At 72.8% G+C, this 15,494-nt stretch carries 12 protein-coding genes; 10 read left to right on the plus strand and 2 right to left on the minus strand.

Annotated elements, in window-relative coordinates; all coding sequences use genetic code 11:
* Positions 1–123: 123 nt before the first annotated feature.
* The gene (locus AC3ET3_RS19130; protein ID WP_435612535.1) at positions 124–1,455 is read right to left on the minus strand and encodes an MFS transporter; all 1,332 of its coding nucleotides are present in this window, start codon (positions 1,453–1,455) and stop codon (positions 124–126) included.
* A 111-nt stretch (positions 1,456–1,566) separates the two neighbouring features.
* On the opposite strand from AC3ET3_RS19130, the gene AC3ET3_RS19135 reads away from it, so the two are divergent.
* The 10 genes from AC3ET3_RS19135 to AC3ET3_RS19180 all read left to right on the plus strand — a co-directional run bounded on the left by AC3ET3_RS19135 (position 1,567) and on the right by AC3ET3_RS19180 (position 13,881).
* Positions 1,567–2,544: a LysR family transcriptional regulator gene (locus tag AC3ET3_RS19135; RefSeq protein ID WP_432133308.1), complete on the plus strand. Its 978-nt coding sequence runs from the start codon at positions 1,567–1,569 to the stop codon at positions 2,542–2,544.
* Between the two features lie 444 nt (positions 2,545–2,988).
* Complete coding sequence (locus tag AC3ET3_RS19140; protein ID WP_435612536.1) at positions 2,989–3,870, plus strand: hypothetical protein; 882 nt, start codon at positions 2,989–2,991, stop codon at positions 3,868–3,870.
* A 165-nt stretch (positions 3,871–4,035) separates the two neighbouring features.
* On the plus strand, positions 4,036–5,421 hold the full coding sequence (locus AC3ET3_RS19145) for an MFS transporter (protein ID WP_432133305.1): 1,386 nt from the start codon (positions 4,036–4,038) through the stop codon (positions 5,419–5,421).
* Positions 5,422–5,538: 117 nt separating this feature from the next.
* Complete coding sequence (locus AC3ET3_RS19150) at positions 5,539–6,690, plus strand: uroporphyrinogen-III synthase (RefSeq protein WP_432133304.1); 1,152 nt, start codon at positions 5,539–5,541, stop codon at positions 6,688–6,690.
* 283 nt (positions 6,691–6,973) lie between these two features.
* A complete protein-coding gene (locus AC3ET3_RS19155; RefSeq protein ID WP_432133303.1) occupies positions 6,974–7,582 on the plus strand; it encodes a CGNR zinc finger domain-containing protein in 609 nt (202 codons plus the stop codon).
* Between the two features lie 218 nt (positions 7,583–7,800).
* Positions 7,801–8,382: a sigma-70 family RNA polymerase sigma factor gene (locus tag AC3ET3_RS19160; RefSeq protein WP_432133302.1), complete on the plus strand. Its 582-nt coding sequence runs from the start codon at positions 7,801–7,803 to the stop codon at positions 8,380–8,382.
* Positions 8,383–8,432: 50 nt separating this feature from the next.
* Positions 8,433–9,206, plus strand: coding sequence for an anti-sigma factor family protein (locus AC3ET3_RS19165; protein WP_432133301.1), 774 nt, complete (start codon positions 8,433–8,435; stop codon positions 9,204–9,206).
* Positions 9,207–9,270: 64 nt separating this feature from the next.
* On the plus strand, positions 9,271–11,565 hold the full coding sequence (locus AC3ET3_RS19170; RefSeq protein WP_432133300.1) for a HelD family protein: 2,295 nt from the start codon (positions 9,271–9,273) through the stop codon (positions 11,563–11,565).
* A 326-nt stretch (positions 11,566–11,891) separates the two neighbouring features.
* Entirely contained in the window at positions 11,892–13,307 is a 1,416-nt protein-coding gene (locus AC3ET3_RS19175; protein WP_432133299.1) for an NAD-dependent malic enzyme, read from the plus strand.
* Positions 13,308–13,599: 292 nt separating this feature from the next.
* Positions 13,600–13,881, plus strand: coding sequence for an HU family DNA-binding protein (locus tag AC3ET3_RS19180; protein ID WP_004000874.1), 282 nt, complete (start codon positions 13,600–13,602; stop codon positions 13,879–13,881).
* A 112-nt stretch (positions 13,882–13,993) separates the two neighbouring features.
* On the opposite strand, the gene murA is transcribed toward AC3ET3_RS19180, so the two are convergent.
* Positions 13,994–15,340, minus strand: a complete 1,347-nt coding sequence (gene murA, locus AC3ET3_RS19185; RefSeq protein WP_432133298.1) for a UDP-N-acetylglucosamine 1-carboxyvinyltransferase — start codon at positions 15,338–15,340, stop codon at positions 13,994–13,996.
* Positions 15,341–15,494: the final 154 nt, after the last annotated feature.

Genomic DNA, 15,494 nt, shown 5'->3' on the forward strand with positions numbered 1-15,494 from the left:
ATGTACGGGTTGATCACACGCACACCCGCGGGCCGCGCGCGTGCAGCCGGGCCAGCATGCCCTCCGGGCCGGTGAGCGCCCGCTCGGGGAACTCGCGTTCCCGGATGCCGTCGATGAATGAGGTCACCGTCTCCTCGTCGCGCCGGACGGGACCCGTGCGGCCGGTACGGAGATGACGAGCGCCACGGCCGCCGCCGTGACCGGCACGCCGTATCCGACCGTGGGGGACAGATGCTCGGCCACCCAGCCGCCGAGCGCGCTGCCGCCCGCGATGCCGCCGAGGAGGCCGGTCACCGCGAGCGTCATGCCCTCGTTGAGCCGCCCCTCGGGGGTGCGCTGCTGGACCAGCGTCATGTTGGTGATCATCGTGGGGGCGGTCGCCATGCCCGCGACCAGCACGGCCGCGGCCAGCACCGGCAGCGAGCCGGTCAGTGACGCGGCGAGCAGCGGCAGCGTCAGCAGCGCCGCCATCGCCGCCACACACCACGGGTAGCGGCGCTCGGCGGGCCCGGCCGGCTTCACCGCCCCGTACACCAGCCCCGCCCCACACGACCCGGCGGCCTGCAGCGCGAGGATCGGACCCGCCGCCGTGCGGTGGCCGAGCCCGTCGGCGAAGGCGATGGTGACGACCTCCGTGGCGCCGAACACCGCGCCCATCGTGAGGCAGACGGCCAGCAGGGGCCGCATGCCCGCGGCGCGCAGCGGCGAGTCCCGGCGCCGCTCCCCGCGCGGCGCGGGCCGCACCGGCGGCTGAGTCGAGCGCTGGGCGGTGAACAGCACCACCCCGGTCACCAGCAGGACCACCCCGACGAGCGTGCCCGCCTCCGGGAAGAACGTCCCGCACAGGAACGCCGCCAGGACCGGGCCCAGCATGAAGCACAGCTCGTCGACGGCCTGCTCGAAGGAGTTCGCGGTGTGCAGGGCGGCGGCGTCGCCCCGCAGCAGGTGCCGCCAGCGGGCGCGGGACATCCCGCCGGTGTTGGGGGTGGTCGCGGTGGCGGCGTACGCGGCGAACAGCGTCCAGTCGGGGGCGCCGTGGCGCACGCAGAGCAGCAGGGCCAGCGAGCCCAGCGCCGCGAGGAGCGCGGCGGGCAGGGCGATCCGGGCCTGGCCGTACCGGTCGACCAGCCGCGCGGTCCACGGGGCGACCAGCGCGGTCGCGGCGAGCCCGGTGGCGGTGACGGCGCCCGCGAGGGCGTACGAGCCGCGGCTGCCGGCGATCATCACGATCGCGCTCACGCCGAACATGCCCATGGGGAGCCGGGCGATCAGGTTGCCGGCGGTGAAGGCGCGGGCGCCGGGGGTGGCGAGGAGACGGCGGTACGGGCCGGGGCCGCGGGCGGGGCGGCGGGTCCTGGGGGCCAGGTCGACGGTGACCAGGGCGTCGGCGGTGACGGTGTGGAGGCGCTGCGGAGGGGAGGGGGCGGACGGGGGACGTGCGGGTGTGGGCGGCATGGGGCAACCGTCCCGCCGCGGCGATCACCGCGTCCAACACCTGAAAGCGCCCGATTCACGCACCTGGATTGTCAATGGCGGAGCGCCGCACCCGCGTTGTAGTTTCGCCCGGTGCCCGCCCACCTCGACCCCCGCCTCCTGAGCGCCTTCCTCGCCGTCGCCGAGGAACTGCACTTCACCCGTGCCGCCGCCCGGCTGTATGTCGCCCAGCAGGCCCTCAGTCGCGACGTGCGGCGCCTGGAGCGGGAGTTGGGCACCGAGCTGTTCGTACGGACCACCCGGCAGGTGACACTGACCCCCGACGGACAGCGGCTCGTCCCGTACGCCCGCCGTGTGCTGTCGGCGCAGGAGGACCTGCTCACCGCCTTCGGCCAGGCCCGCCCGCTCCTCGTCGACCTGAACTCCCCCGGCCTGGCCACCGGACGCCGGGTGCTGGCGCGGGCCCGGCAACTCGTGCCCGAACTGGAGCTGATGGCCCGCTACGAGAGCGGGCTGACCGGCGCGGCGGTCGAGATCCTGGCGGGGCGCCTGGACGCGTCGTTCGGCCGGTTCGCCGGCCTGGACCCGGCGCTGCGGTCCGGGCTGGAGCACCAGCCGCTGCGCTGGGAGCCGATGGCGGTCATGCTGCCCGAGGACCACCGGCTGGCCGGGCTCGCGCGGGTGCCCCTGTCGGCGCTCGCGGGGGAGCGCGTGTACGCCGGGGCCGGGAACCCGCGCACCCCGGAGTGGACCGACCTCGCGCACCGGCTGTTCGACGGCCGGGGCATCGAGGTCGCGCCGCCGGCGCCGCTGGCCGTGGGGGACGAGGAGTTCCGGCGGCTCATCGAGAAGAACGGGACGTCCGTGCTCGTGGTGGTGGGCTTCCCGGCCCTGCCGGGCACGGTGGTCCGGCCGCTCGTCGACCCCGTCCCGCTGTCCCCCGTGTCCCTGGTGTGGCGCAGGGGGCTGATCCACCCGGCGCTCGCCGCGCTGCGGCGGGCGGCGGCCGAGCTGACGGAGGCGGAGTCGTGGCTGGGGGTGCCCGGCGGAGCGTGGCTTCCCGATCTCGACATGGACACGATGTCCGGCCGGGCTCGTGACCTCGGGTGAGCCCGTCCGAGGGCCTCGGCCACGGCAACGGCTCCTTCGCGCCGCGCGTCCGCATCGGCGCCGGCTGGAACACCTCCGACCACCTCGCCGCCCTCGGCGACGCCGACCGCGAGGGCCGCCCCGACCTGTATGCGACCCGGCTGGGCGACGAGGGCCACGAACCCTACCTCTACCGGGGCACCGGAGCCTGGCGCGCCCCGTTCGCCCCCCCGGGCCCAGATCGGCATGCTCTTCCTGCGTCTGCGCCCGTACGACCTGTTCGTCTGAAACGAAGGAAACCCGCCCCTTGCGTGCCTCGTCGGCGCGCCGGAGAACCGCTGTGGGGCGAGCCACGCGCGGAGGCCGGAAGGAACCGTGCCGTGCGGGTGGGGCGTGGAGACTGGCGAGGCATGTGGTCCACACAGTGCCGCCGGTCCGCAGGGACCCGACAGGAGGACACCACCGATGACATACCCTCCCGCGCAGCCGCCGCAGGACGGACAGGGCCCTGGAGACGGATACGGAGCAGGGCCGTACGGGCCGCCGCCGCAGAGGCCGGACGGTGCGGGACATCAGCCGAACCCGTACGGGACGACCCCGGTCGGCGGGCAGCCGACGGCACCGATACCGGGGCCGTACGGGACCCCGCCGGGGCCCGGGGCGCAGCCCCCGTACGGTACGACCCCGCCTCCCGGGGGGCAGCCGCCGTACGGACAGACCCCTTACCCGCAGGCCCCGTACGGGCCGACGGGGTACCCGCCCGCGCCGCCCGGCGGCGGGAGCGGGAAGCGGCGTACGGCGCTGATCGTCGGCGCGGCCGTCACCGCCGTCGTCCTGGTCGTGGGCGGGGTGTTCCTGGCGACGAGGGGGGACGACGGGGACGGGGGGACGGCCAAGGGCGCCGAGAGCACGTCCGCCGCGCCGACCGTGTCGGACAGCCCTACCGACGAGCCGACCGAGGAGCCGACGGCCGAGCCCACCGACGAACCGAGCGACGACCCGCTCGACGAGCCGACCGAGGAACCCGCCGACGACCCCGGACCGGCCCCCGCCACCGGCTTCGTCGGGCAGTGGCGGGAGCCCGGCGGCGCGCTGCTCACCGTCGGGCAGCAGTACACGTCCGGCGAGTACAAGGGGAAGTACCCGCTCAACATCCTCGGCGGCGAGGAGGGCATCCTCATGGGCATGGGCGCGGACGCCGGCGGCGGGACCTTCCGCATCGCCGTGGCGCCGTACGGCAGCACCGACAAGAGCGAGCTGCGGGCGGGGACCTGCACGCGCGTCGGCGACTCCGTGAAGATCGCCTGGGACAAGGGCGGCACCGACACCCTGGAGTGGACCGGCTGACGCGGGACACCGAGCCGCCGCACCTCTCACCCGGCCCGGGGCCGTGGTGAGAGCAACGTTCCCTTCCGGTCACCCACAGCCACAGCGTCGAAACGCGGTCTTCCTACCTTCGGGACTCAGCCACTCGTAGCGCGATGCGAGTCCCGGAGACCGTGGAGGCCTGACATGACAGCCCCGACCAGTGCCGGCGCACCCCACAAGGGGTCCCGCTGGATCGAGCAGTGGGACCCCGAGGACGAGACGTTCTGGGAGTCGCAGGGCAAGCACATCGCCCGCCGCAACCTGACCTTCTCGGTGATCTCCGAGCACATCGGCTTCTCCGTGTGGAGCATGTACTCCGTCCTGGCCCTGTTCATGGGCCCGGAGTACGGCATCGACCCGGCCGGCAAGTTCTTCCTGGTCGCCGTGGCCTCCCTGGTCGGCGCCGTGCTGCGGGTGCCGTACGGCTTCGCGGTGGCCCGGTTCGGCGGCCGGAACTGGACGATCTTCAGCGCGGGCCTGCTGCTGGTGCCGACCACGGCCCTGCTGCTCGTCATGGAGCCCGGCACCTCGTACACCACCTTCATGATCGTCGCGATCCTGACCGGTGTCGGCGGGGCCAACTTCGCCTCCTCCATGACCAACATCAACAACTTCTACCCGCTGCGCCTGAAGGGCTGGGCGCTCGGCATGAACGCGGGCGGCGGCAACATCGGCGTCGCCGTGGTGCAGCTGCTCGGTCTGCTGGTCATCGGAGTCGCCGGCGCCGGCCACCCGCGGGTGCTGCTGTCGGTCTACCTGCCGCTCATCGTGCTGGCGACCGTCCTCAGCGCCCGCTCCATGGACAACCTCGCGCCCGTGCGCAACGACACCGGCGCCGCCAAGGAGGCCGTGCGCAGCCCGCACACCTGGATCATGTCCGTCCTCTACATCGGCACCTTCGGCTCCTTCATCGGCTACAGCTTCGCCTTCGGCCTGGTCCTGCAGAACCAGTTCGGGCGGACCCCCCTGCAGGCGGCCTCGCTCACCTTCATCGGCCCGCTGCTGGGCTCGCTGATCCGGCCCGTCGGCGGCCGGCTGGCGGACCGGCTCGGCGGGGCCAGGGTCACCCTGTGGAACTTCGGGCTGATGGCCGTCGCCGCGGCCGGTGTCGTCATCGCCTCCGTGCAGGAGTCGCTGCCGCTGTTCATCGGCTCCTTCATCGTGCTGTTCATCCTGACCGGCATCGGCAACGGCTCGACGTTCAAGATGATCCCGGGCATCTACCGCGCCAAGGCCGCCGCGATCGGCCTGACCGGCGAGGCCGCGGACGTCTACGGGCGGCGGCTGTCCGGGGCGTCCATGGCGCTCATCGGCGCGGTCGGCGGACTCGGCGGACTCGGCATCAACCTCTCGCTGCGCCAGTCCTTCCTCTCCGTCGGCTCCGGCACCGGTGCCTTCGCCGGCTTCCTCGCCTACTACGGTGTCTGCTTCGTGGTCACCTGGGCCGTATACCTTCGCCGGCCCGCGGCCACCACCGAGGCGATCTCCGCCAAGGAGACGAAGCCGCAGCTCAGCTATGCCGAGGTGTGACGTAACACCGGCGACATGAAGCCGATCCGAGCCTGTCACGGACCGTTGACAGGCTCGATCGGCATGTGGGCACGCCGTGCCTCCTGCAGGACACGACTCAAGCGCGGGACGAGAGTTATGTACGACGAACGACAGCGACCGGAACACGGGCCCCTCGCGGGATTCACCGTGGGCGTGACGGCCGCGCGCCGCGCCGACGAGCTGGGGGCGCTCCTCCAGCGGCGCGGTGCCGCCGTGCTGCACGCGCCGGCCCTGCGCATCGTGCCGCTCGCGGACGACGGCGAGCTGCTCGCGGCCACCAAGGGCCTCATCGACCAGGCGCCGGACGTGGTGGTGGCGACCACCGCGATCGGGTTCCGGGGGTGGGTGGAGGCCGCCGACGGCTGGGGACTCGGCGAGGCGCTCCTCGACCGGCTGCGCGCGGTGGAGCTGCTCGCCCGCGGGCCCAAGGTCAAGGGCGCCGTCCGCGCCGCGGGGCTGACCGAGGACTGGTCGCCGTGCAGCGAGTCCATGGCCGAGGTGCTGGACCGGCTGCTCGCCGAGGGCGTCGCCGGGCGCCGGGTCGCCGTCCAGCTGCACGGCGAGCCGCTGCCCGGCTTCGTGGAGGCGCTGCGCGCGGCCGGGGCCGAGGTGGTGGGTGTGCCGGTGTACCGCTGGATGCCGCCGGAGGACATCGGGCCGGTGGACCGGCTGCTGGACGCGACCGTCTCGCGTGGCCTGGACGCGGTGACCTTCACCAGCGCCCCCGCCGCCGCGTCACTGCTCTCCCGCGCGGAGGAGCGCGGCCTGCTGCCGGAGCTGCTGTCCGCCCTGCACCACGACGTCCTGCCGGCCTGCGTCGGCCCCGTGACGGCCCTGCCGCTGCAGGCCCGCGGGGTGGACACCCTGCAGCCGGAGCGGTTCCGGCTCGGCCCGCTGGTGCAGCTGCTGTGCCAGGAGCTGCCGGGCCGGGCACGGTCACTGCCGGTCGCCGGGCACCGGGTGGAGATCCGGGGCCACGCGGTCCTGGTCGACGGCGACCTCAAGCCGGTGCCCCCGGCCGGGATGTCCCTCCTGCGGGCGCTCTCCCGCCGCCCGGGGTGGGTCGTGCCCCGCGCCGACCTGCTGCGCGCCCTCCCGGGCACCGGCCGCGACGAACACGCCGTCGAGACGGCCATGGCCCGGCTGCGCACCGCCCTCGGCGCCCCCAGACTCATCCAGACCGTCGTCAAACGCGGCTACCGCCTGGCCCTGGACCCGGCGGCGGACGCGAAGTACGCGGACGCCTGAGGGAGTTCGCGGTACGCGGTTCCTGGTACGCGGTTCCTGGTACGCGGTTCCTGGTACGCGGTTCGCGGTACGTGGGTCCACGACCACGACCACGACCAGGACCAGGACCAGGCCCACGTCCACGTCCGCGTCCCGGTTCGCCGACCGGTGACCGGTGACGTCCCACCGGAGACGGAGGCGGAGAGGGCGCGGCGGCGGACGCGGGTGCCGGGGGGTTTCGGGAGACGGAGCGGGCAGGCACTGTGGGAGGGGTACTCGCTCCTACCTAGGCGGTGACGGGCGCATGACACTGGGTGCGGCCACGGGACGGTACGAGCTGCGGTTCGACACGGGCCGGGTCTGTCTGGACCTGCTGGCGACCGCGCACCCCGTCGAACGGCTCGACTCCCCGGCCGCGCTGCGCGCCTGGATCACCGGCAGCGGCCTCGTCCCCCGCGCGACGCAGCTGCCGGCGGCCGACGCCTCCTGGCTGCACGGCTTCCGGGAACTGCGCGCCCAGGTGGGCCGGTTGGTGCACGCCTGGCTCGGCGGCGACGGCCGCGACCCGTACGGCCCCGCGCTCGCCCGCGTCAACGACCTCGCCCGCCCCGCGCCCCCCGCCCCCCGTGCCGTACCCGCGGAAGACGGCACCCTGGTGCGCGAGTTGGCCGCGCCGCCGGAGTGCGCCGCGCTGCTCGCGGCCGTCGCCCGGGACGCCATCGCGCTGCTCACCGACCCCGACGCCCGGACCGGCCTGCGCCAGTGCGCCGGGGACAACTGCCCCGTGGTGTACGTCGACACCTCGCGCGGGCGGCGCAGGCGCTGGTGCTCCAGCGAACTGTGCGGCAACCGCGAGCGCGTGGCCCGCCATCGGCGCCGTTCCGCCCTCACCTCCGGCGTGTTGCCGGAGTGATTTCGGCAACACCCGGTTTCCGTGCGGCGCTTCGCGGGCAGCCCGGCCGCCCTTGACGATGTGGCGGAAATGTAAAGAGGCTGGTGGGGGAATGTGCGCTCATGTCCTGTCTCGTCAGGTCACCCCGAAGAAAACTGTCGTCTCGGTTTGAACACGCAACCGGCCCGCTGCGTACGGGTGGTGGAGCGACCGAGTGGGGGAACCCCCGGACACCGGAGGTGGGCGTGCGCAAGGATGCGGCCGTGGCCAATGAACGTGGAACGAGGGCCCGACATCGCATGTCCGCACCCTCGGAACCTGACGAGGACCTGATGCGTGCGCTCTACCGGGAGCACGCCGGACCGCTCCTCGCGTATGTCCTGCGCCTGGTCGCCGGAGACCGGCAGCGTGCCGAGGACGTCGTGCAGGAAACGCTCATCCGTGCCTGGAAGAACGCCGGCCAGCTCAATCGAGCGACCGGATCTGTACGCCCCTGGCTGGTGACGGTCGCGCGCCGCATCGTCATCGACGGCCACCGCAGCCGGCAGGCCCGGCCGCAGGAGGTCGACCCGTCGCCGCTGGAGGTCATCCCCGCGGAGGACGAGATCGACAAGGCGCTGTGGTTGATGACGTTGTCGGACGCGCTGGACGACCTGACCCCGGCCCACCGGGAGGTGCTCGTCGAGACGTACTTCAAGGGGCGTACGGTCAACGAGGCGGCCGAGACCCTGGGTATCCCCAGCGGCACCGTCCGCTCACGGGTCTTCTATGCCCTGCGGTCGATGAAGCTGGCTCTGGAGGAGCGGGGGGTGACGGCGTGATGAGTATGTACGGGGGATTCGGCACGGGTGGTTCGGGTATGTCTGGCCCCATGCAGGGAGCCGCACAGGGATCGCCGACCCCGAGCGAACACGAGACCGTCGGCGCCTACGCCCTCGGGATTCTCGACGACGCCGAGGCAACCGCTTTCGAAGCGCATCTGGCGGGCTGCGAGTGGTGCGCCCAGCAGCTCGACGAGCTGGCCGGGATGGAACCCGTGCTCGCCGCCCTCGCGGACCTGCCGGGCTCCGGCACACCCGCCATCGGCGAGTCCCTGTCCGCCAGGCCCGGCCCCCGGCTGGTGGAGCGGCTGGTCGACGAGGTCTCCGAACGCCGCGCCCTCAAGCGCCGCCGCTCCTTCTACATGGTGGCCGCCGCGGCCGCGCTGATCATCGCCGGCCCGCTGGCCGTCATGGCGACCGGCGGCGACGGCGGTACCTCGGAGCAGCCCACGGTGCTCGCCAGTTCCGCCAAGCAGACCTTCGACAAGATGCCCGACAAGGTGACCGGCACCGACCCGTCCACCCAGGTCAGCGGCACCGTCGCCACCGCCCCCAAGGCGTGGGGCACCGAGGTCGTGCTGGAGCTGAAGAACGTCAAGGGCCCCGAGCGCTGCTCCGTGATCGCCGTCGGCAAGAACGGCGAACGCGACACGGCCGCCTCCTGGACCGTCCCGGAATGGGGCTACGGCATCCCCGGCGCCACCTCCGAGAAGGCCAAGAACCCCCTGTACATCCAGGGCGGCACCTCCTTCGACGCCAACGACATCGACCACTACGAGGTCATGACCTTCGACGGCAAGAAGCTGGTGGAGATCGACGCGTAGCTTCCGCGCACGGGTCCCCTTCGCGTACGGTTGACGGCTGCCCAGCACGTCAGAAGGGGGCCCGGTGGCCGTTCAGGCTCAACAGGAAACCGCGGTCGAATCGGTTCGGGACCGAGAGATCCGCGTCGAACAGGAACACCTGGACCGGGTGTACCGGCGCCTGGAGGAGAAGATCCACGAGGCCGAGTTCCTGATGAACGACGCTGCCCGGCGCGGCCAGGTCGGCACGCCGGGCGCGCTCGCCGAGCGCGACGCGCAGGTCTTCCGCGCGGGCGTCCACCTCAATCGGCTCAACAACGAGTTCGAGGACTTCCTCTTCGGCCGGATCGACCTCCTGCTCGGCAAGGACGGCAAGAAGGGCCCGGACGGCGCCTACACCGCCGTCGAGCCGGCCGAGGGCGCGGTCCGCGAGGACGGCACCGCCGACATCGCCGAGACCCTGCACATCGGCCGCATCGGCGTCCTCGACGAGGAGTACGCCCCGCTGGTCATCGACTGGCGGGCCCCCGCCGCCGCGCCCTTCTACCGCTCCACGCCCGTCGACCCCGGCCGGGTCGTGCGCCGCCGGGTCATCCGCTCCAAGGGCCGCCGGGTGCTCGGCGTCGAGGACGACCTGATGCGCCCCGAGCTCACGGCGCGGCTCGACGGCCGGGAGCTGGCGGTCATCGGCGACGGCGCCCTGATGGCCGCACTCGGCCAGGCCCGCGGCCACACCATGCGGGACATCGTCGCCTCCATCCAGGCCGAGCAGGACCTGGTCATCCGCGCCCCCGCCGCCTCCGTGACCTACGTCGAGGGCGGACCGGGCACCGGCAAGACCGCCGTGGCCCTGCACCGCGCCGCCTACCTGCTCTACCAGGACCGGCGCCGGTACGCGGGCGGCATCCTGATCGTCTCCCCGACCCCGCTGCTGGTGGCGTACACCGAGGGCGTGCTGCCCTCCCTCGGCGAGGAGGGCCAGGTCGCCATCCGCGCCATCGGCTCCCTGGCGAGTGACACGGCCGGCGCCGAGGCCACGCTGTACGACTCCCCGGCGGTGGCCCGCGCCAAGGGCTCGTACCGCATGCTGAAGGTGCTGCGGAAGGCCGCCCGGGGAGCCCTGGAGCTGAACGATTCTCCCCAGCGTCTGCGCGTCGTCGCCTTCAACCGCCGGCTGGAGCTGGAGGCCGACGCGCTGGACCGGGTCCGCCGCATCGCGCTCGGCGGCACCGCGCCGGTGAACCTGCTGCGCCCCCGCGCCCGCAAGCTGCTGCTGGACGCCCTGTGGGAGCAGTCCGGCGCCGCAGCCCGGCACACCGACCCGGAGCTGGCCGCCGAGCTGCGCTCCTCCTTCGACGAGGACGTCACCGGCGAGGACGCCTTCCTCGCGTTCCTCGACGCCTGGTGGCCCGAGCTGGCCCCGAAGGACGTCCTCACCGCCATGGCCGACGAGCGGCGCCTCGGCCGCTGGGCCCGCCGGATCCTCAACCCCGGCGAGGTCCGCAAGGTCGCCCGCTCCCTGCGCCGCGACGGCTACACCGTGCACGACATCGCCCTGCTCGACGAGCTGCACGCGATCCTCGGGACCCCGGCCCGCCCGAGGAAGCGGCGCGAGCTGGACCCGCTGGACCAGCTCACCGGCCTGGAGGAGCTGATGCCCGTGCGCGAGGAGTCGCAGCGCGAGCGGGCCGAGCGGCTGGCCGCCGAGCGCGTCGAGTACGCGCACGTCATCGTGGACGAGGCGCAGGACCTCACGCCGATGCAGTGGCGCATGGTGGGCCGCCGCGGCCGGCACGCCACCTGGACGGTCGTCGGTGATCCCGCCCAGTCCTCCTGGTCCGACCCGGACGAGGCCGCCGAGGCCCGCGACGAGGCCCTCGGCACCCGGCCCCGCCGCCGCTTCCGGCTCACCGTGAACTACCGCAACCCCGCCGAGATCGCCGACCTCGCGGCGAAGGTGCTGGCCCTGGCCCTGCCCGGCGCCGAGTCCCCGACCGCCGTGCGCTCCACGGGCGTCGTGCCGCGCTTCACCGTCGTTGGGGAGTCGCTGGGCGAGAGCGTGCGCGCCGAGGCCGCCCGGCTGCTCGGCCGGGTGGACGGCACGGTGGGCGTGGTCGTCGCCATGAACCGGCGCGAGGAGGCCCGGCGCTGGCTGGCCGGGCTCGGCGACCGCGTCGTCGCCCTCGGCAGCCTGGAGGCCAAGGGCCTGGAGTACGACGCGACGGTGGTCGTCTCGCCCGCCGAGATCGCCGACGAGAGCCCGGCCGGCCTGCGCGTCCTGTACGTGGCGCTGACCCGGGCCACCCAGCAGCTCACCGTCGTCTCCGGCGACCGCGACGAACCGGACGCGACGGGCGTCCCGGACCTGCTGCGGGACTGATTCCGAAGGAACCCTCCGGAGGGAATGGCCTGACGGGATCCGTTTGTTAGCCTGGACGTGGCACCGGCCCGATCCAAGCCCCCGGGCCCAACCTTCGTCGCTACGAGCGACCACTTGCCGCGAGGCGAGCATGGCGGGCCGGTGTCATGAACGTCGGGAAGGCCCACGTCACCCTGTGTGACGTGGGCCTTCCTTCGTGCCCGCGCGGTGCGCACGGTGTGGCGAACAAAACGTTCGCAATCCCTGAGCGGCTAACCCCTACTCGCTGGTAGGTGCGACGATCTGTGGGCATACCAAGCGTCACACGGTGAAAGAGGAAGTCGGCCATGGCAACGGCGCCCAGCGTCTCCTACTCGATGACGATCCGGCTGGAGGTGCCCGCCGGCGGAACGGCGGTCTCCCAGCTCACCACCGCCGTCGAGTCCCACGGAGGCTCCGTCACCGGCCTCGACGTCACCGCGTCCGGCCACGAGCGGCTGCGCATCGACGTCACCATCGCGGCCACCTCCACCGCCCACGCCGACGAGATCGTCGAGCAGCTGCGCACCATCGAGGGCGTCACCCTCGGCAAGGTCTCCGACCGTACGTTCCTGATGCACCTCGGCGGCAAGATCGAGATGGCGTCGAAGCACCCCATCCGCAACCGTGACGACCTCTCCATGGTCTACACGCCCGGCGTCGCCCGCGTCTGCATGGCCATCGCCGAGAACCCCGAGGACGCCCGCCGCCTCACCATCAAGCGCAACTCCGTTGCGGTCGTGACGGACGGCTCCGCCGTGCTGGGCCTCGGCAACATCGGCCCCAAGGCCGCGCTGCCCGTGATGGAGGGCAAGGCCGCCCTGTTCAAGCGGTTCGCCGGCATCGACGCCTGGCCGCTCTGCCTCGACACCCAGGACACCGACGCGATCGTCGAGATCGTCAAGGCCATCGCCCCCGGCTTCGCCGGAATCAACCTGGAGGACATCTCCGCGCCGCGCTGCTTCGAGATCGAGGCCCGGCTGCGCGAGGCCCTCGACATCCCCGTCTTCCACGACGACCAGCACGGCACCGCCATCGTCGTGCTCGCCGCCCTCACCAACGCCCTGCGCGTCGTCAACAAGGGCATGGGGGACGTCCGGGTGGTCATGTCCGGCGCCGGCGCCGCGGGTACCGCCATCCTGAAGCTGCTGCTCGCAGCGGGCGTGAAGAACGCCGTCGTCGCCGACATCCACGGCGTCGTGCACGCCGGCCGCGAGGACCTGGTCGGCGCCCCCGCCGACTCCCCGCTGCGCTGGATCGCCGACAACACCAACCCGGAGAACCTGACCGGCACCCTCAGGGAGGCCGTGCGCGGCGCCGACGTCTTCATCGGCGTCTCCGCGCCCAACGTCCTGGACGCCGGCGACGTGGCCGCCATGGCCGACGGCGCGATCGTGTTCGCGCTCGCGAACCCCGACCCCGAGGTGGACCCGGCGGTGGCCCGGCAGACCGCCGCCGTGGTCGCCACCGGCCGCTCCGACTTCCCCAACCAGATCAACAACGTGCTGGTCTTCCCGGGCGTCTTCCGCGGCCTGCTGGACGCCCAGTCCCGCACCGTCAACACCGAGATGATGCTCGCCGCGGCGAAGGCCCTCGCGGACGTCGTCACCGAGGACGAGCTGAACCCGAACTACATCATCCCCAGCGTCTTCAACGACAAGGTCGCGGGCGCCGTGGCCGGCGCGGTGCGCGACGCGGCGAAGGCCGCCGGGGCCACCGCCTGACCCGCACGGGGCCGCCCATGGCTGTGAGGCTCGCCACGGCGGGCCGGGAAACCGGCGCGTCGTGGAACCCCCCGCGCCCGGGCGCACTCTATGGTGGGCGGCCGAGCAGGTGCTTTTCGTGTGACTCCCCAGGGTGTTCCCACGAGCTCCATGGGCGCCGGATTGGCTTTCCCGCCGCAGGTGGGGGCAGGATGCGTCCCTGGGCGCGAGCGCATCGGCATCTCGCAGTGCCTACTATGCGGCTCCGCCGCGTGGGGCGCCCCAACGGCAAGAAGAACACGGGAGTAACAACATGAACCGCAGTGAGCTGGTGGCCGCGCTGGCCGACCGCGCCGAGGTGACCCGCAAGGACGCCGACGCCGTGCTGGCCGCGTTCGCCGAGGTCGTCGGCGACATCGTCTCCAAGGGCGACGAGAAGGTCACCATCCCCGGCTTCCTGACCTTCGAGCGCACCCACCGTGCCGCTCGCACCGCGCGCAACCCGCAGACCGGTGACCCGATCCAGATCCCGGCCGGCTACAGCGTGAAGGTGTCCGCGGGCAGCAAGCTCAAGGAAGCCGCCAAGGGCAAGTAAGCGTTCCGCCGCTCAGGGCGCGCTGACAACGCCGATGGGGCGGTCACCCGGACTCCGGGATGACCGCCCCATCGGCGTCTGTGTGCGGCCGCAGGCCGGCGCTCCGGTCAGGTCAGCCGAGGGCCTTGCCCGGGAGTTCGACCTTCGCGCCCAGCTCCATGAGCTTCTCCATGAAGTTCTCGTAGCCGCGGTTGATCAGCTCGATGCCGTGCACCCGGGAGGTGCCCTGCGCGGCCAGCGCCGCGATCAGGTACGAGAAGCCGCCCCGCAGGTCCGGGATGACCAGGTCGGCGCCCTGGAGCCGCGTCGGGCCCGACACGACCGCCGAGTGCAGGAAGTTGCGCTGGCCGAACCGGCAGTCCGAGCCGCCCAGGCACTCGCGGTACAGCTGGATGTGGGCGCCCATCTGGTTCAGCGCGGAGGTGAAGCCGAGCCGCGACTCGTACACCGTCTCGTGGATGATCGACAGACCCGTGGCCTGCGTCAGGGCGACCACCAGCGGCTGCTGCCAGTCGGTCTGGAAACCGGGGTGCACGTCCGTCTCCAGCGCGATCGACTTCAGCTGCCCGCCGGGGTGCCAGAACCGGATGCCCTCGTCGTCGATCCGGAAGGCGCCGCCCACCTTCCGGTAGGTGTTCAGGAACGTCATCATCGAGCGCTGCTGGGCGCCCCGGACGTAGATGTCGCCCTCGGTGGCCAGCGCCGCGGATGCCCAGGAGGCGGCCTCCAGGCGGTCCGGCAGGGCCCGGTGGTCGTAGCCGCCGAGCTTGTCCACACCGGTGATGCGGATGGTGCGGTCGGTGTCCATCGCGATGATCGCGCCCATCTTCTGCAGCACGCAGATGAGGTCCTCGATCTCGGGCTCCACCGCCGCGTTGGACAGCTCGGTGACGCCCTCCGCGAGCACCGCCGTCAGCAGCACCTGCTCGGTGGCGCCGACCGACGGGTAGGGCAGCCGGATCTTGGTGCCGCGCAGCCGCCGCGGAGCCTCCAGGTACTGGCCGTCCGCCCGCTTGTCGATCTTCGCGCCGAACTGGCGCAGCACCTCGAAGTGGAAGTCGATCGGGCGGCCTCCGATGTCGCAGCCGCCCAGGCCCGGGATGAAGGCGTGCCCGAGGCGGTGCAGCAGCGGCCCGCAGAACAGGATCGGGATACGGCTGGAACCCGCGTGGGCATCGATGTCGGCGACGTTCGCGCTCTCGACGTAGGTCGGGTCGAGGACCAGCTCGCCGGGCTCCTCGCCCGGGCGCACCGTCACACCGTGCAGCTGCAGCAGACCGCGGACGACCCGCACGTCACGGATGTCCGGAACGTTGCGCAGCCGGCTCGGCTCACTGCCCAGCAGTGCGGCGACCATGGCCTTGGGTACGAGGTTCTTCGCACCCCGGACACGGATCTCGCCCTCCAGCGGGGTTCCGCCGTGGACAAGCAGTACGTCATCAGCGCCGTTGACGGTCATGTAACTCGCGTTCCGTGGAGTGGGGCAGGGGCCAGAGGAGACAGAGTAATGGCCGCCCACCCCCCTGAAGTAGGCGAAGAGGAGACCCAGCCACGTCATGGCTGTGTCACAACACGAACCGCTCCCGCGCGGGCACGGGGGGTCACCGCGGCGG

It is taken from the genome of Streptomyces sp. bgisy159 (genome assembly GCF_057707805.1).